This is a genomic window from Aquabacterium sp. (assembly GCF_050725395.1).
In the GTDB taxonomy this organism is placed as follows: domain Bacteria; phylum Pseudomonadota; class Gammaproteobacteria; order Burkholderiales; family Burkholderiaceae_C; genus Aquabacterium.
This window is the reverse complement of record NZ_JBOHHL010000017.1, coordinates 34,138-51,387: the sequence shown is the minus strand read 5'-3', so window position 1 is coordinate 51,387 and position 17,250 is coordinate 34,138. Positions and strand designations below refer to the sequence as shown.

16 protein-coding genes are annotated in these 17,250 nt (G+C 66.7%); 3 read left to right on the top strand and 13 right to left on the bottom strand.

The features are described 5' to 3' along the window. The first annotated feature begins 52 nt into the window (after positions 1–52). Positions 53–805, top strand: coding sequence for a helix-turn-helix domain-containing protein (locus ACREB4_RS12230; protein ID WP_431588499.1), 753 nt, complete (start codon positions 53–55; stop codon positions 803–805). Positions 806–811: 6 nt separating this feature from the next. Here ACREB4_RS12230 and ACREB4_RS12225 read toward each other — a convergent pair whose 3' ends face one another. From ACREB4_RS12225 to ACREB4_RS12195, 7 genes are read right to left on the bottom strand one after another with little or no spacing between them, the layout of a single operon-like run. Further along, entirely contained in the window at positions 812–1,486 is a 675-nt protein-coding gene (locus ACREB4_RS12225) for a YceH family protein (protein WP_431588498.1), read from the bottom strand. A gap of 22 nt (positions 1,487–1,508) precedes the next feature. Next, positions 1,509–3,368, bottom strand: a complete 1,860-nt coding sequence (sppA, locus tag ACREB4_RS12220; protein WP_431588497.1) for a signal peptide peptidase SppA — start codon at positions 3,366–3,368, stop codon at positions 1,509–1,511. Between the two features lie 34 nt (positions 3,369–3,402). Then, positions 3,403–3,597, bottom strand: coding sequence for a DUF1289 domain-containing protein (locus tag ACREB4_RS12215; RefSeq protein WP_431588496.1), 195 nt, complete (start codon positions 3,595–3,597; stop codon positions 3,403–3,405). Continuing rightward, on the bottom strand, positions 3,594–4,802 hold the full coding sequence (locus tag ACREB4_RS12210; RefSeq protein WP_431588495.1) for a CaiB/BaiF CoA transferase family protein: 1,209 nt from the start codon (positions 4,800–4,802) through the stop codon (positions 3,594–3,596). The genes ACREB4_RS12215 and ACREB4_RS12210 overlap by 4 nt, the downstream gene beginning before the upstream one ends. A 28-nt stretch (positions 4,803–4,830) precedes the next feature. Continuing rightward, complete coding sequence (locus ACREB4_RS12205) at positions 4,831–5,265, bottom strand: ExbD/TolR family protein (RefSeq protein WP_431588494.1); 435 nt, start codon at positions 5,263–5,265, stop codon at positions 4,831–4,833. 10 nt (positions 5,266–5,275) lie between these two features. Continuing rightward, positions 5,276–6,058, bottom strand: a complete 783-nt coding sequence (locus ACREB4_RS12200) for a MotA/TolQ/ExbB proton channel family protein (protein ID WP_431588493.1) — start codon at positions 6,056–6,058, stop codon at positions 5,276–5,278. A 2-nt stretch (positions 6,059–6,060) separates the two neighbouring features. After that, on the bottom strand, positions 6,061–6,738 hold the full coding sequence (locus tag ACREB4_RS12195) for an energy transducer TonB (protein ID WP_431588492.1): 678 nt from the start codon (positions 6,736–6,738) through the stop codon (positions 6,061–6,063). Between the two features lie 206 nt (positions 6,739–6,944). On the opposite strand from ACREB4_RS12195, the gene tssA reads away from it, so the two are divergent. Continuing rightward, a complete protein-coding gene (gene tssA, locus ACREB4_RS12190) occupies positions 6,945–8,036 on the top strand; it encodes a type VI secretion system protein TssA (RefSeq protein WP_431588491.1) in 1,092 nt (363 codons plus the stop codon). Between the two features lie 24 nt (positions 8,037–8,060). Here the strand turns inward: tssA and ACREB4_RS12185 are convergent, their stop codons facing one another. From ACREB4_RS12185 to ACREB4_RS12160, 6 genes are all read right to left on the bottom strand, one after another. Next, on the bottom strand, positions 8,061–8,855 hold the full coding sequence (locus ACREB4_RS12185) for an OmpA family protein (RefSeq protein WP_431588490.1): 795 nt from the start codon (positions 8,853–8,855) through the stop codon (positions 8,061–8,063). Between the two features lie 5 nt (positions 8,856–8,860). Continuing rightward, positions 8,861–9,847 carry a type VI secretion system-associated protein TagF gene (gene tagF, locus ACREB4_RS12180; RefSeq protein WP_431588489.1) on the bottom strand — a complete coding sequence of 329 codons (987 nt, stop codon included), beginning with the start codon at positions 9,845–9,847 and terminating at the stop codon, positions 8,861–8,863. Beyond that, positions 9,844–13,662: a type VI secretion system membrane subunit TssM gene (gene tssM / locus ACREB4_RS12175; RefSeq protein ID WP_431588488.1), complete on the bottom strand. Its 3,819-nt coding sequence runs from the start codon at positions 13,660–13,662 to the stop codon at positions 9,844–9,846. The genes tagF and tssM overlap by 4 nt, the downstream gene beginning before the upstream one ends. A 16-nt stretch (positions 13,663–13,678) precedes the next feature. Then, the gene (locus ACREB4_RS12170) at positions 13,679–15,202 is read right to left on the bottom strand and encodes a hypothetical protein (protein WP_431588487.1); all 1,524 of its coding nucleotides are present in this window, start codon (positions 15,200–15,202) and stop codon (positions 13,679–13,681) included. A gap of 1 nt (position 15,203) precedes the next feature. Continuing rightward, positions 15,204–15,470 (bottom strand): PAAR domain-containing protein, encoded by a 267-nt coding sequence (locus tag ACREB4_RS12165; protein WP_431588486.1) that lies wholly within the window; start codon positions 15,468–15,470, stop codon positions 15,204–15,206. 110 nt (positions 15,471–15,580) lie between these two features. Next, positions 15,581–16,339, bottom strand: coding sequence for a M15 family metallopeptidase (locus tag ACREB4_RS12160; protein WP_431588485.1), 759 nt, complete (start codon positions 16,337–16,339; stop codon positions 15,581–15,583). A 111-nt stretch (positions 16,340–16,450) separates the two neighbouring features. Here ACREB4_RS12160 and ACREB4_RS12155 point away from each other — a divergent pair, with 111 nt between their 5' ends. Beyond that, positions 16,451–17,149: a hypothetical protein gene (locus ACREB4_RS12155; RefSeq protein ID WP_431588484.1), complete on the top strand. Its 699-nt coding sequence runs from the start codon at positions 16,451–16,453 to the stop codon at positions 17,147–17,149. Positions 17,150–17,250: the final 101 nt, after the last annotated feature.

Here is a 17,250-nt window from a genome sequence, read left to right as displayed (position 1 = left end):
CAGGTAGCGATTCCATGCATACTGGGTATCACTTCCCGATACCAGCCTTGCCATGAGCACCACCCAGGACCTCGTCACCACGCTGAAGCAGGAACTCAAATCCGCCGGCATCACCTACGCGCAACTGGGCGAGCGGCTGGGCATGGCCGAGTCCAGCATCAAGCGCGTCTTCGCCAAGGGCGACATGCCCCTGTCACGCATCGACGACATCTGCCGCGTGCTCAAGCTCGACTTCGCCGACCTGGCACGCCGCGTGGCCGACCAGCAACCACTCAAGCGCGAGTTGACCCTGGCGCAAGAGAAGGCCGTGGTGGCCGACCGCAAGCTGTTGCTGATGGCCATCTGCTGCCTGAGCCAATGGACGTTCGAGCAGATCGTCTCGACCTACGAGATCACCGAGACCGAATGTTTCCGGCTGCTGGCCAAGCTCGACAAGCTGGGCATCATCGAACTGCGGCCGCTGAACCGTTACCGGCTCAAGGTGTCCAAGACCTTCCGCTGGCGGCCGCATGGGCCGGTGATGGCTTTCTTCCGGGGCAATGTGGTCGACGAATACTTCGCCGGGAGCTTCGAGGGCGATGACGAGCTGCTGTTGCTGGTGCATGGCTCCATCGGCCAAAGCCTGGCCAAACCTTTCGCCGAACGGCTGCAGCGCGTGGCCGAGGACTTCGCCCAGCAACACCTGGCCGACCAACGCCTGCCGGCCAGCCAGCGCAAGCCGTACACCTTGGTGATCGGCTTGCGCTCTTGGTGGTTCAAGGCCTTCGTTGACTTGTGGCGACCGCAGGCCTCAGGCCAGCGCTGAGCTTCGTCAAGGCTCGTTGGCGGCCGAATCCTGCGGCTTCATGCCCAGTTCGTCGGCCATGCGCAGCACCAGTGCGCGCAGCTGGGTGAGCTCGGCGTCCATGTCGGCCTGGCGCGCCTTCAAGGCCAGCAGCTCTTCGGCCAGCACGGCCTCTTCGCCCTGCCCTGTGGCCAGGGTGGACACGGGCATGCTGACCTCGCCGCACAACAGGTGCGCCCAACGCGATTCGCGCGCCCCCGGCGCTCTGGGCAACTTGGCGACCATGGGCGGCGTGCGCGCCACCAACTCGTCCAGAAAGCCCTCGACCGAGGACACGTCGGCGAAGCGGTGCAGCCGTTCGGTGTGCAGGCGCAGCTCGGCCGAGGTTTGCGGCCCGCGCAAGCTGAGCAAGGTGAGCAGCGCCACCGCCTGGCTGGGCACGCCCAAGCCGCGCGCGGCGTTGTGCTCGAAACGCACGACCCGGTTACCGCTCACCTCGTTGACCAGGCTCAGCTCGCGCAAGCCTTCGATGGCCTGCAGCACCTGGGCCTCGCTGGCCTGCATGACCGGGTCGCGGGCCGTCTTTTGATTGCAGCCGAGGGTCAGCGCATTGAGCGACAAGGGGTAGCTGTCCGGCACGGTGTGCTGCTTTTCAACCAGCACGGCCAGCACGCGGGCTTCCAGGTTCGTCAGTGTTCTCATGGGGAGCGTCTTTCAGCCTTTCTCAATAGGGTTCGCACAGGCAGTGCGCGCTGACGCTGAAAGGCTTGCGGCCATCCACCACCTCGGCCAGCAGGCCCAGGTCGCGCTGCAGGTCGCGTGTCAGTTGGGGTGGCATTCCCAGGGGCATGAGGCCGGCCTTGACCTGCTGGCCCCAGGCCACCGCCGCATCACCGCCCAGGGCCCGCAGCAACCCTGCCATTCGGCCGGGCTCGCGTTCGATGTAGGCCACGCGGTAGCCCTCCGACAGCTTGGCGCGCACGGCGGCGGCTTTCAAGGCATCGCCATACGAGCCCAGGCTGTCCACCAGGCCTCGCTCCTTGGCCTGTTGACCGGTCCACACCCGGCCTTGCGCGACCTCGTTGATTTTCTCGGGCGTGGTCTTGCGCGCCTGCGCCACCTTGCCTGTGAAGTCGGCATAGACGTGGTCGATGCTGGATTGCACCATGCTGGCAAAGCGCGGGTCCAGAGGCCGGCGCGGGTCGCCAGCGCCAGCCAGCCAGGTGGTGGGCACGCCATCGGTGTGCACGCCCAGCTTGTCCATGGCCTTGTCGGCCGTGGGCAGCAACGCGAACACGCCGATGGAGCCCGTGATCGTGGCCGGGTCGGCGATGACCTGGTCCGAGGCCATGGCGATCCAGTAACCGCCCGATGCCGCCAGGTCGCCCATCGACACCACCACGGGCTTGCCGGCCTGGCGCGTCAGCTCCAGCTCGCGGCGCACCAGTTCCGAACCAAAAGCACTGCCGCCTGGCGAATTGACCCGCAGCACCAGGGCCTTGATGTTGTCGTCCTCGCGCGCCTTGCGGATCAGGCTGGCGGTGGACCGGCCGCCCACCATGCCCATGGGCGCCACACCGTCGACGATTTCGCCTTCGGCCACGATCACGCCCACGGCATCGCCAGTGAGCGCGGGCCGCTGACGCGCCAGGTAGTCCGACAGGCCGATCTGCCGAAAGCCTTTCACCGGATCCGCGTCCTTGATGCCACGCTTGACCAGCCAATCGCGAAGCTCATCGCGCGTCTTGAGGCCGTCCACCAGCTTGGCCTGCAAAGCAAGTTTGGCCGCATCGCCCGAGACCGCCGCCAGCCCTTCGGGGGCGCCATCGATGTAGCGCATCACCGCGCCGGCCGGCAGCTTGCGGGCCTTCTCGACGCCGTCGGTGTAGGTGCTCCACAGGTCCTTGTACAAGAAGGACTCGGCCTCCTTGGCAGCGGCCGATGGCGCGTTGGCGATGAAGGGTTCGGCGGCGCTCTTGTAGGTGCCCACACGGATCAGGTTGACGTTGACACCGACCTTGTCCAGGGCATCGCGGTAGTAATTGCGGTAGCGGCCAAAGCCTTCCAGGAAGACCATGCCCATGGGGTGCAAGTAGACCTCGCTGGCGTGCGCGGCCAGGAAATACTGGCGCTGGTCGTAGCTGCTGCCCCAGGCGATCACCTTCTTGCCGCCTGCCTTGAAGCGGTCCAGCGCGGCGGCCACTTCACGCAAGGTGGCCAGGCCCGCGCCCTCAAAATCGTCGAGCACCAGCACCACGTGCTCAATGCGGGTGTCCTTGGCCGCCGCGTCCAGCACGGTCAGCACGTCGCGCAGGCGCATCCTTTCCACGTCCTGGCCACGCACCTGTTGCAAGGCGGTCGAGCGCAAGTCGTCGGCCTGTTGCTCGACGATGAGGCCATGCAGGTCCAACACCAGCGCAGTCTGGTCCGACAAGGCAGGCCCGCGGCTCTTGAACAAGGCGACCACCACTGCCACGATCAGAACCAGGAACACCAGGTTCAGGACCAGGCGGCGACCAGCATCCAGCCAGGACCACAAGCGGCCAAACCAGGACAAGGCGGAACTGCGAGAGGGGTGGGACATTCAGGCTCCAGCCGTTGGGAAACGAATCCGAAGCTTACCCCGTCGCGCCCTTGGCCGAACCTTCTCTGGCCAGGCGCGCCAGGACCGCGAGTTTTTCCTCGGCGCTCATGGTGCGCCAGCGGGCGATCTCGTCCAGGGTGCGGCCACACCCGGCGCACACGGCCCCTTCCATGCGGCACACCTTGGTGCAGGGGCTGGGCACGGTCGGGGGCGGGGGCGGCAGGTTCACGGTCGTTGAAGGCCCAGCACCCGCTCGGTGTCCTCGCCCAAGGTGGGCGCCCGGCGGCTGATGACCCCTGGCGTGCCCGACAGCTTGGGAATCACGCCCGGCACCTGCACGGTCAGGCCATCGTGCGTGGTCACGGGCACGATCATGTCGCGCGCCTGGTAGTGCGGATCCTCGGCGATGTCCTTGGCGGAATAAATGCGGCCCACCGGCACGCTGACCGCGTTGAGCACGTCCACCACCTCGCTCACCGCGCGCCGCGAGGTCCATTCGGCGATGGCCTCGTCGATCTCGGCCACGCGCTTGACACGGCCCGGGTTGGTGGCCAGTTCTGCGTCCACCGAAAGGTCGGTGCGGCCAATGGCGATCATCAAGCGCTTGAAGATGGAATCACCATTGCCGCCGATCACGACCATGCCGTCGGCGCAGGGGTAGGCGTTGCTGGGCGCGATGCCAGGCAGGGCCGAACCGGCGGGCTGCCGCACGGCCCCGAAGGCGCTGTACTCGGGCAGCAGGCTTTCCATGCAATTGAAGACGGCTTCGTACAAGGCCACGTCGACCACCTGGCCCCGCCCTTTGGGTGCCGTGTCGCTGATGCTGGCATGGCGGGCCTGCAAGGCCAGCAGCACGCCGATCACGCCATGCAAGGCGGCCAGGGTGTCGCCCAGGCTGACCCCGGCGCGCACCGGCACCCGGCCGGGCTCGGCGTTGAGGTAGCGCATGCCGCCCATGGCCTCGGCCACGACCGCGAAGCCCGGACGTTCACGGTAGGGACCAGTCTGCCCATAGCCGCTGATGCGCAGCATGATCAAGCCAGGATTGCTGCGGGAGAGGTCCTCAAAACCCAGGCCCCATTTTTCCATGGTGCCGGGCTTGAAGTTCTCGATGACGACGTCGGCTTCGTCGATCAGTCGGCGAACGGTGTCGCGGCCTTCGGGCGTGCGCAGGTCGAGCACCACGCTTTGCTTGTTGCGGCTTTGCACCTGCCACCACACGCTGGTGCCCTGGTGCAGCATGCGCCATTGGCGCAAGGGATCGCCACCCGAGCCATCGGCGTTGGGCGGCGGCTCGACCTTGATGACATCGGCCCCGAAATCGGCCAGCGTCTTGCCAGCAAAAGGGCCCGCAATGAGCTGGCCCAATTCGACCACCTTGAGGCCGGCGAGCGCCTGCGGCGGGATGGTGGGAGAAGAAGTCTGCGCGTTCATGGGCGCCGATCCTACTCCCCTCGCCGCCTCACTTCTTTACGGCGGCCGTCGGCTCCGGGTCGGTCACGAAACCGATCTTGCTCAGGCCCGCCTTCGAGGCGTCGGCCAGGGTTTCGGCCACGGCCTTGTACGCCGCGGCCTGGTCGGCGCGCAGGTGAATCTCGGGCTGGGTGGTCTTGCGGCCTTCGAGCACGAAGCGCTGGGCGGCTTCCTCGCGGGTCAAGGGCTGGTCGTTCCAGTAGCGCACGCCATCGGCGTCGATCGAGAAGTTGATTTTCTCGGCCTTGGCCGACACCACCTGGGAGCTGGCCTTGGGCAGTTCGAGCTTCACGGAATGGCTGAGCAAGGGCGCGGTCACGATGAAGATGACCAGCAGCACCAGCATCACGTCGATGAGCGGCACCATGTTGATCTCGGCCATGGGCGCGCCGCTGCTCTTGCTGTCAAAACTGGCGAAAGCCATGGTCTTCTCCTCAGTTGCCCGACGTGGTGTTCGTCTTCAGCGGGTGCACGTTGGCATTGGTCTTGAGCGTCTGGCCGGTCGACAGGAAGGTGAACAGCTCGAACGCGAAGGCGTCCAGGCGGGCGCCCCACACGCGGTTGCTGCGGGTCAGCCAGTTGTAGCCCATCACGGCGGGGATGGCGACGGCCAGGCCCACGCCGGTCATGACCAGCGCTTCGCCCACCGGGCCGGCGACCTTGTCCAGCGTGCCGGCACCCGTGGCGCCAATGGCCAGCAGCGCGTGGTACACGCCCCAGACGGTGCCGAACAGGCCCACGAAAGGCGCGGTGGCACCGATGGTGGCGAGCACGGCCAGACCGCTTTCCAGGCGCATGGTTTCTTCGTCCAGCACCTTCTTGATGGTGCGGGTCAGGAAGTCCTGGGCCGAACCGGCTTCCTCCAGCTTGGCCGCGCCATAGCGGGCATGGTGAACCTGGGCATGCATGGCGTGCGAGGTCAGGTGCGCGAAGGGCTCGCTGACGCCATGGGTGGAGATTTCATGCTGGACCGCTTCCAGGGAGGTGGCGTTCCAGAAGAAGTTCAGGAAGGTCTTGCTGCGGCGCTGGCGCACCAGCAGGCCCACGCCTTTGGTGATGATCAGGGCCCAGGACAGCAGGGACATCACCACGAGGATCACGAACAAACCTTGACCGACGGCGTCGGTGTTCTTGATGAAATGGCCGAAACCCATCTGGGGGGCGACGGGGGCGGCCTCAACCACGGCGGTGGTGGCGGGTGTGGTGGTTTCGTTCATGGTCAACGCTCGTCAAGATTGAAAGTGATGCTGTGGGGGACATAGACGCTGCGTGGCACGCCCGCTTCAATGTAGGGCGCGTAACGAGCCAGTCGTTCCGCGGCGATCGCCGCCCGGTCCAGCCGGGGATAGCCCGAAGACTTGGTCACCTGGATGTCCTTGAGCCGGCCTTGTTCATCGAGCAGCAACATCATCGTCACCGTGCCGGATTCGCCGAGCTCCAGCGATGCCGGCGGGTAAATGGGTTTGGCCGGGACCAAGGGTTTCACGCCGGACGAAGGCAAGACCTTGGGCGCCTGCGGCGTGACGGGCTCGGGGGCCGTGGCGACGGGCGCCGTGGGCTGGGCGGCCTGCACGGGTGGCGGCGTGGGGGCGGGTGGTTCGGGGGCGGCCGGCACCACCATGTCTTGCGGTGCCGGTGCGCGGTTGGACGCCACCACGGTCGGCTGGACCTTGGGCGGCGTGGCCACCGGCTTGGGCGGCACGGGCTTGGGCGGTTCGGCCACCGGCGGGGTTGGCGGCGCCACTTGCACCACCTCGTTGCTGATCAGGCTCACCATCAGGGGCGCAGGCTCGGGCGGGATGTCGGGGATGGTCGACGAATGCCACACCACGATCGCCAGCAAGCCATGCAAGAGCACGGCGCCAGCGGTCAGCAAGCCGCGCTGACCGGCAGACAAGTCTGCGCGTGGCGCGTGGTCACCAGAGGCCAAAGATAACTGGGGCAACAACATCTGGCGATTCTAACATTTGTCGCAATTGATAATCACTATCATTACGTGGAATGCGCTTGAATCCACCCATTGCGGGGGGTGCTTCCCAAAGCTGGCCCACACCCTCCTTCATGGGAAAATCGTTGGCTGACGACGAATACACCAGGGATCCCATGAACCACGAAGCCTTGTTGGCCCCCATCGCCGGCGGTCTGCCATGCGGCGCAGACTTGTCTTTCTCCACGGATTTTGACCAGATCGCCGAAATGCGGCGCGAAGACGATCCGACCCTCGACCAAGGTGAGTGGGTGACCGCCCTGAAAGTGGCCGACTGGCCTGGCGTCGTGCGCCAATGCACCCGGCTGCTGAGCGAGCAGACCAAGGACTTGCGGCTGGCGCAGTGGCTGACCGAAGCCCTGGCCCTCACCCAAGGCTATGCCGGTTTGCTGCAAGGATTGCAGTTGTGCACGGCCCTGAGTGCCCAGTACTGGAACGAACTGCATCCGCAGGCCGACGACGGCGACATGGACCAGCGCGTGGGCAACATGACCTGGCTGCTGCAACGCCTGGTGACCCTGGTGAACACGCGGCCCCTGACACGCGGCCGGCAAGGCGCGGTCTATTCGCTGCAGGACATGGCGGCGGCCCACCATTGGCAGAATCAACTGGAACGGTTTCCGCAGGAGGCCCGTGGTCAAACGCCCGATCGGCTGACGCTGGAACAGTTCATGCGCGCCCTGCGCGAAACCCCCAAGGACGAACTGCGGGCCACGCTCCAGACGGTTCAGGCCTGCGAGCAGCAGTTGCTGGCCTGGCAAACGCAGGTCGATGCCAGCTTGGGCCAGCAGGGTCCTTCTTTCGCCGCGGCCAAGGAAGCCCTGTCCAGCGCCGTGCACGACATCGAACGACTGGCCCGCGAAGTGGGCGCCCTGTCGGACACTGGCGCCGACCAAGCCCACGAAGAACAGGACGCCCTGGCTGACCAAGCGGATGGTGGCCTCGACGCCTTGTCAGCGGCCCAGAGCGCTCAAAAGGGGCCGCTGCGCAGCCGCGCCCAAGCCTTGCAACAACTGCGCGACGTGGCGGCGTTTTTCCGCCGCACCGAACCGCACAGCCCGGTGGCCTACCTGGCCGAAAAAGCCGTCAAGTGGGGCGACATGCCCTTGCACGAATGGCTGCGCAAGGTGGTCAAGGACCAGGGCGCCATGTCCCACCTGCACGAACTGCTGGGCGTGGAACCCGAAGACGGCGAGGCCAGCTTCTGAGCCTTGCCGCCAGGGTCTGGTGGCTCAGGGCTCGACCCTGAACTCGATGCGCCGGTTGCGCGCCCTGCCCTCGTCGGTCGCGTTGCTGGCCACGGGCCGTTCGGGCCCCAGCCCCGTGGTGCCGATCGAATCGGCCACCACGCCCTTGCCCACCAGGTAGGTCTTGACCGCCTGCGCGCGTGCCAAGGACAAGGCGACGTTGGCGACCCGCCCGCCTTGCGCATCGGTGTGGCCGATGACCTCGACCTTCTTGCCCTTGAGCCTGGACAAGGCCAGCGCCATCTCGTCCAGGATGCCCGTGCCCGCTGGCCGCAGCACCGCGCTGCCAGCCTCGAATTCGACGATGCGGTTGCCCAGGGTCTGATCGACCAGGCTCTGCTCCTGGGCGGTCACGCGCAAGCCATTGCGCACGGTGTAGGTCGGGTTGAGCGAAGACGCCATCTCGCTGGCCACTTGCTGGCGCACGGCTTCGTTCGAGACCTCGCCCTTGAGGTCGATGATGTTGCCTTGCACGCTCAACTGGCCACGGCTGACCTGCTTCAAGGCAGGCGACAACACCTTCTGCAGGTGCTGCGACCATTGCGGCGGGGCCACCACGGCTCCCAGGGTCAACTGGTCGACCACCCGCTCGGCACCATACAGCTCGCGCAGCCGCGACAGCACCTGGATGCGCGTGGCCTCGTCAGGCACCGTGCCGGCCACCACCACCTGGTTGGGCCCCAGCACTTGCGCACCGGTGGAGCCGTCCGGCGTCTGGGCCACGCCCGCCAGACACCACAAGGCCAAGGGCAAGGCGGCCAGGAAATTGGCGTGCTTCATGATCGTCATACTCCCAGGAAAATTTCTTCGAAAGTGCGCAAAGCCTGGGCCAGGGACAAGGCGGGGTCGAGCAGGTAGTTCGACAGCTTGCGCAGACCGTGGTCGTCCTCCAGGCAGTCTTCCACCCAGTCGGCCTGCGTCACGCAGACGGTGTCGCGCTCCAGGGCTTCGGGGTCGATCACGGCACACAGCGATGCGGCCGAGGCGCCCTGGAAGCCCAGGATCATCTGGGGATGGCCGCCGTGCGTGGTCACGAACAGGCCCAGCTCGGCGTCCATGCGCTTGAAGAAGCCCAGGATGAGCGACAGCCAGAAACACGCCACGGGCCAGCGAAGGTTGGCATCGACGGTGAGCGGCAGGCGCAGGCCCTTGTGCAGCTTGCCCGCGCCTTGCGCCATGACCGGCTGCAGCAGGATGCCCAGGGCCAGCAAGGTCTGGCGCACCGACACCCGTGCGCCTGAGGCCGCCAGCATCTGTTCCAGGCTGGCCACCGTGTGCGTGTCGAGGAAATCGTGCAACTCCAGGCGCGGTGCGCCGGACTTGAGCTCAACGTCGATGGGCGCCGTCAAGCTGGCCTGCGCATGGGCCAGGTCGGTGGCCGCGTGGGCCACACGCGCCACTTGTTCCAGGCGGGCCCACAAACGCGCCAGCACCAAAGGCCCGTGCCGGATGAAGTCGACTGGGCTGCTCACATCGAACACACCGGCCGTGATGAAGGGAAAGCGCCGCCCCGAGGCATCCTGGCTGGCCAGCCAATACCCCGCCAGTCCCACCTGGCTGCGGAGCCCCAGGATGGCGAATTGCACGGCGGGGGATTGGTCGTAGACCAGTTTCCAGCGCGGGTCGGCCGACAAGCGCTCCATCGCCTGGGCCTGCCACTGGTCCAGGCTCTGGATGACGGAAGCGTGGTGCGCGCTGCGGACAAAGTCACCCCGCGAAGGCAGCTTGCCGAAGTAGAGCACCTCGGTCGAATGAACGGTCGTGGTGCTCATGGCTTGAGCTCCGGCGCCAGCGCTGCGACCTGGTCATCACCGCCCCCTGCGACCATGGCGGGCAGGGCCCCCGGGCGGCCACCGCCAGCAGCGGCCGCACCCGCGGTCGTGGTGGCCGGGACAGGCGCCGCGGCATTGGAGATGATGCGCAACTGCAATGCCACGGCCAGCGTGCCCTGCGGCCAACGAAGCTCGAAGGCGCCACTGTCGTTGCGCTTGCGCTGGGCCGTGTTGATCATTTTCTCCAGGCCATAGCGGCCAGGTTCGCTGAAGAATTCCACGGTGCGGCCGTCGTAGGTGACGCCCGAGATCTTGACCCCTGGGGTGCCCGGACCCGGCCACACGAAATGCGACCAGGTGGCCACGCCATTGCGGTAGCGCAGTTGCTGGCCATCGATGTCCACCGTGTACTCGGTCAAGCCAGGCACGGCTTGCGGCAAAAGCTCGAACACGGTCTGCGCATCGGCGGCCGCACCACCCCCACCCGCCGACGACGATGCGCCCTGCCCGCCCAAAGGCGCTACCCAAGCCGCCAGACCGCCCGAGAAATCCGGCAGCAAGCGAACACCCATGTCCGCCCAGGTGCGCGGACTGACCGTGTCGCCGCGCCGCACCACCAAGGCCGACAGCGACTGCTCCACGAACTTCGCGATGGCCCCTTCGGAACCGAAGAACTTGGCGACCTCGACCGGGCTGGCCTCGACTTTCGAACCGCGGTCAAACGGGTACTTGCTGGACAGCGTCTGTTGGTAGGGCTCGAACACCTGGGCCATCCAGACACGGTTGAGCTCGGACTCGGTCGGCCGCACGATGACGGCGAAAGCCTGCATCAACGGCCGCACCAGCAAGGGCCGCAAGGTGGCCTTGGCCGAGTCGCTCATGCCATTGAGCATCTGCTCGTCGACCAGCTTCAAGGCCTCGGCCAGTTCGGAGCTGCCTTCCAGCGTCTGCACCATCAACTGGCGCGAGGCGGGCCCCGGGTCGCCCTGGTTCTTCATCTGGTTGAAGCGGGTGCGGATCTTGGACAGCGCATCCAGGTAGCCACGCACCAGGGTCGTCCCACCATCGCGAGGCATCATCAAGCGGTTGAGGCCGACGAACTCCTTGCCGATGGGCCCCAGGGGGATGTCGGCGGTGGCCATGGTCACGTTGACATTGACCGGCACGGCCGAGGGCGCCATGCGCAGGATGGTCTGCTTGAACCAATCGAGGAATCCGCGCTGGCCCAGGGCCAGCTTGTCGTTGAACAACGATGGGTTGTCCCAGGCGGTTTGCTCATACAAGGTCTTGAGCAAAAGGCCCACGGGCGAAGCGGCCGGGTCGCCCAGGCGGTTCATGTGCACCACGGCTTTCTCGAAACTGCCGAACTCCTGCACGGTGATGCCCTGCATGAACTTCTGCCACTCGCGCACGTACTCCAGCTTGTAGAGCTGCGTCAGCGCCTTCTGGATTTGCTCGGGGCTGCCTTCCAGCGTCAAGTCGTCGTTGGAGGCGGTCTTGAGCACCCAGTCGGTGGCCTGCAGTTCGTTGTTGGCGGCGTTCTTGAAGGCGTCCTTGACGTACTGGTCCCAGGCTTCCTTGGTGAAGGTGCCGGAGATGGCGTAGCTGCCCGCCACGATGGGCCGGTCGGCATCGCCGATCAAGCGGACCACGGTCATCGGGGCGAAGCGCGTGGCGGCGCGTGCCTTGATCTCGGCGTAGACGCGTTCACGGGCCGGCATGCCCTTGATGACGCGGCGCAGGTTTTCGCGGGTCTGGTCGAGCAGCCCGAGGTTGAGGTCTTGCTGCGGGAAGGCGGGGTCGGCCATCTGCGCCAGGGCGAAGGACATGATGTGCTCGGCGCTCTGGATCAGGCGTTCACGCGGCATGGTGCCCCGGTTGGCCTCCAGCCAGGAGCGCCAGAACCGCGTCAGCTGGTCGCTCATGTGACCGGATTCGAGGCGCGAGCGATCGCCCAGCATCAGGTAGGCCTTCAAGGCGTTGTAGGCCTCGGTCACGTTGGTGCTGGACGCACTGGCGTAGGCCGACTCGTTGGCCGAAGCCTGGGAGGCCACCGCGGGCTGGGCCGATGAAGCCCCGGCCGTGGGCAGTGAAGCCGCCACCACCTCGCCCGCGCGTTGCAAGGGACGGAGCTCGGCCGCGTGCGCATTGACGTCGGACAGGTAAGCGGCGATGGACTGCTCCACGGGCTTGAGCATCACGGCCTGCAGGCCGGCAAAGTACTCCTGTTGCAGGCGGGCCTCGATGGCCTGCCCCTGGTACAGCCCCAGGCCCAGGGACCAGGGCCGGCTGCTTCGGTAGTGCTGCATCTGCGACAGCCGGTCCTGCAGGATCTCCAGGGCCTCCAGGCGCGATTGCAGGTCCACGCGGTCCTCCTGCACACGCTGCGCCTTCGCCAGGTCGGCTTGCACATTGCTGACCAACTGGCGGTTGCCCAGGTAGGACCAGGTCCAGGTGCCGAGCAAAGCGCCCAGCAGCACCACGCCGATGATGAAGCTGGCATACCGCAGGTGCAACTTCTGGCGGCTGGTGTACTGCTGGACCAATTGGCGGTCGGCGAAGATCACCCGGGAGAACAGCTCTTTCAGGAAGAAGCCGCTCTGTGAGTAAACCTTGGACGCCGAGCCCGGCTGCAGTTGCAGCGCGAACTGCTCGGCCACGCGCTCGCTGGCGCGGCCGGTGGACTGGCCCTCCTGCACGGCGCTGGTGAAATAGAAGCCCCGGAAGATGGGCCGGAACTGGTAGGGGTTTTCTTCGAACAGGGTGGTGATGAAGGTTCGCAGCGAAGCCTTCAGCGCGGCGAACTCCAGCGGGAAGGTCAGCACGCCCGGCGGCAATTGCTCACCGCGGTGCAGCGACATGCGCGCCACCGAAGCTTCCTTCAGGCCTTCGTACAGTTCTTCGAAGTGGTGGTCGAAGGCCGCCACGGCATCCAGCTTGCCAGTGGGGTCGCAGGGCAAGGTGGCGCCCCAGACCTTGTCGCGCTCGCCGCGGTCGCGGTCTTCGAAGAAATCGACGAAACCGGAGATGAGGTCGGCCTTGGTGAAGACCACATAGACCGGCGCGAAGACCTCGAGCTTCTCGGTCAACTCCTGCACGCGCTGGCGCAGCTTGCGGGCGAGTTCGATGGCGAACTCGGGCTTGTTGGCGCCCAACTCGGCCACGCTGGCCGCGATGATGACGCCATTGATGGGCGCCTTGGGCCGGTGCTTCTTGAGCAGCGACAGGAAGCCCAGCCATTCGCTGCGGTCTTCCTCGTGCACGGCGTAGCGGCCGGCCGTGTCCAGCAAGATGCCTTCGGTGGTGAAGAACCAGTCGCAGTGGCGCGTGCCGCCAATGCCCTGGATGACGTTCTCGGTGTTGTCGGCAAACGGGAACTTCAGGCCCGATTTGACGACGGCCGAGCTCTTGCCCGCGGCGGGGTTGCCGATGACGGCATACCAGGGCAACTCGTACAAGGCGGCCGAGCCCGAGGTTTCGCCCAACTTGGACGACTTGATGAGCTTGACGGCTTCGGTCATGCGCTCGCGCACGGCCTGGACCTCATCGCGCTTGTCCTTGCCCGCCGATTTGACCGCCTTGTCGGCCTCGGCCTGCAAGGCCTGCTCCAACTGCGAGGAGGCCTTGACCGCACGCGAGCGACGCACCACCCAGACAAGCAACCAGGCCAGCAGGATCAGGCCCAGCAGTAGGCCGGCCCAGATCAGGCCGACTTGCAGCGTGTCGGCACCGAGGAACAACAAGGTCGCCAGCGCGGCGACACCCAGGACGGTCAGGACCTTGGGGTTGAGAAAAAACTGCCAGATTCTCTGCATGTTCGGTCCAGATCGGTCAGGTCGTGGCTTGGGCCGGCGTCGGCGTCCAAGTCCAGGGGGTCAACGCCAATGCCACACGCTCGTGCGTGGCCTGCACCAGCAAGGCCAGCGTCACGCCAGCCTCGTCGTCTTGTTGGGCCAGGTCGGCGGCCAGGGCCACCGGCACCAAGGCGCCAGCCAAGCCGAGGTCACCACAGGCCTCGCCCACCCGGGTCACGGACAGCATCGGGTCCAGGGCCGGGGCCAAGGTTTGCAGGGCCTCGAACACTTCGGCGGTGCGGCTGGCACGGTGGTCGCCATCGGCCAGCACGTGCGACAGCTGGTCGGGCGTGGCGGCGCACAACGTCAAGGCCTGCGACATGGCGTCGTGCAACACAGCTGGCCCGACACGGCCCGCGGCATCGGCCGACTTGTTCCGGCGCAGGCGCACTGGCCTGAACAGGCGGGCGGGCAAAGGCGTTTGACCGTTCAGGCCAGGCCATTGGGCCGTGGCCAGCAACAATCCGGCGGCGGCCTCACCGGGGATGCGGCCCGTCTGGTGGGCACTGGTGAAAAGTTCGCCCACCACCTGCCGACGCTCGACCTCGGTCTCGTCGATGGCGCTGTCGGCCGCCAGGACCAGGCTCCATTGGGGCGCGGCCTCGCGTGACCACTGCACGGCCTCTTGGTCCAGCAGCGTCCACAGGCCATCGGCATGGTCGAGCACATGCACGTGGGGCGTGGGCGGTGAGTGGCGGAAGGCAGCGCATTCATCGGCCAGCAAGGTGCAGCGCATGCGCAACCAGGCCGAAGCGTGTTCGCGTTCGGCATCGCTCCAGGCCGAGGGCACGGCCAGGCGGATGTTCAACCTGGGCAAGCGCGAAGCCAGGCGCACGGCCTCGGACACCGGTGGGGCCATGCCGCTGAGGTGCGCGGGTCGGTCCGGCGAGGGCTCATGCGCCAGGGGCACGCCAGGCTCGGCGGGCCAGTCCTCGGCCAGCTCGCAGGCCTTGGCGATCAGGTCATCGGCCGGCGATTGCAGCAAGGCCAGCGCGCGCACCACGCGGTCGCTCACGTCGGAGGGCAGGCTGTCGCGCAGGTCGCCCACCGCCAGGTCGGGCAGGCGGGCGGTGAACACTGGCGCGCCATCGACGTCTTGCAGATGCGGGTCGAGCGATGGGCGCTGAGTGGCCGACTGAAGTTGTCCCCAGGCCTGCGCAGGAGAATCGCCCACCGACAGGTTCACCGCCGATTGCAACACCGCCACGCTGAAGCGCCGTTCATCGACCGACGCGGCACCAGGGACATCGGCCATCGCTTGGCGAGGGCGGACAAGCGGCGCGGCCACCACCGGCCTGGCCGCGTCTGCGCGCACACGGGCCACGCCCCACACGGCCACCAGCAACGCAGCGGTCAGCACCAGTGGCAGCACGAACAACTGCCCCACGATCTCGGCGCCCGAGGCATCGTGGTCCGCCGTCTGCCAACGCCACAAGGTGACCAGCCACACCAAGGCACCGACCACCAGGCACAACAAGCCCGCCTTCAACACCTTGCTCATGTCAGATGCCGGTCGACACCGCCTGGGCTGCGATCAAGATGGCGCCACAGGCGCATTGGTCGCCATGGCGCGCGGCCGGTTGGCCATCGATGATCATGGTGGCATCGCCGGTCACGATCACCGTGGTGCCGTGGCCGCGCTTGGGACAGGTGACCTGGTCGCCCACGCGGGCGATGCGCTGTCCATGGGTGTCGGTCACGCCGGAGGCGCCCACCACGGTACCGCCGTGATCGGTGCTGTCTCCCAGAACAATGAAAGGACGCCCCATGTCGTCTGACTCCCTGATGTGTGCATCTTGTGGTCCGCACTCTCAGCGGACAGGGGCGCAGTCTAATGGCGGATGTCCGTGGCCTTTCCCCCCCGTTGGGGCGGTCGGTGTTACTTTCTGTTTCTGCGCCACTCGACGTGGCCGAAGTCCATGAGGCGCCAGCGGCCACCCCAAGTCAGGCCCAGTTCCTCGGCCACTTGGCCATACAACTGGTAGGCACGCAGGGCCCAAGGGTCCTTCTCGGAGATGAGCAGCTTGCCGTCGCGCAAGAAGGCGCAATCCGCCGCCAGGCCATGCTGGTGGTAGCTTTGCCAGGCCCCTGCATTGGTCACGTGCGCGCCTTGGGCGGCCAGCAGGTTCTGGCGTTCAGGGCTGCGGTAGCCTTCCAGCAAGGCCATGTCGTAGCCATGGCGCTCCTTCATCACCTTGAAGACCATCAACACGCGCTGAACAAAGGCTTCGTCCATGCGGTCCCAGCGGCGGTCGGCGCCGGACAGCATGGGGCGCACGACCTCGACTTCGGCGGTGGTGAAAGCCTCCGGGGGCAAGGGCGGTGGTGGCACCAGTTGTTCACCTTGCAGCAGGCGTGCGACGTGGTGGTTGCCATCGTCAAGCAGCGTGTCGTCGAAGGCTTCGAGCGTGCGCCCGCCCTGCGAACCGCCGCCCCACCACCAGACGCCAGCCGCCGGCAAGACCAGCAGCAGAGTGCCCAGCAAAGCCCACGACACCGCCCGCGCCGGCCCTTGTCCACGTCTCTGCCAAGCGGACCCCACCCAAGCTGACACTGCGCGGCGCCATGGCGGAAACATCCACCAGGCCAAGCCCAGACAGCCCAGCACGAAGTAACCCAGAACCCACCCTGCCAGCATATTGTTGTAACGATTGTTTGCAAAAAGACGATTGGCCACATCGCCACGCCCGACGCTTCGTAGAATCCGCGCTTTGGCGAAACCACAAAAAATCAACACAGGGAGTTGGCGTTGAGCTACCCACAGGGCGACCATCCGGTCCCACCACATGGACTTGGCGCCGGCCAGCGTCCCAGCTTCGACCGGCCCAGCCTCTTCGCGGGCATGGACGACGACGACGCCCCCGAGGACACCCGACGGGTGCGCATTCTATCGACGCTCGAATCGACTCGCCAGGCCACCAGGCCCAGCCGCACCAAGGGCGGACGCCGGCCCCGCCAATCCCCATCCCACCGCCGAAGCTGGCTCCAGGGCGCCCTGTGGGGCGCGATGGGCGTGGGCGTGGTGGCGCTGCTGGCCGGCTTCGTCATGGTCATCCAGGACGACAAGCCTGCCCTCGCGCACACGTCAACTCAGCCCGCCGTGCCACAGGCCAAGGCTGTGAGCGACACCGCCTTGACCAAGGTGGCGAGTCTGCCCCCGGTAGCCGTCGGTCCCGCGGTGATCGAGACCGCCACGGTCAGCGCAACGCCAGGCCCCATGCCGGCGGCGGCCCCCGTTTCGGCAGCGCCCTTGCCGGCGCCGAACCCATCCGGCTCCGCCAGCCGCGCCGAGAAGGTCACGCCCACCGTGACGACCACATCCCCATCCAGCATGGCCCAAAAAGCCGCCAGCAAAGGCCAGGACGAAGACGTGGCCCTGCTGGAGGCCATGTTCGCGCACACGGGCCGCAAGGCCGTGCCCAAGCAGCCCGCCAACCTCAAAAACTGAAGACATGACCCCGCTAAAACGGGGCTGCCCACCGTTGAATGCGCACAAGGTCGCCGGGCTTGATAGCATCGGCCATCTGCCCACTGCCTGCCCGCCAGGCC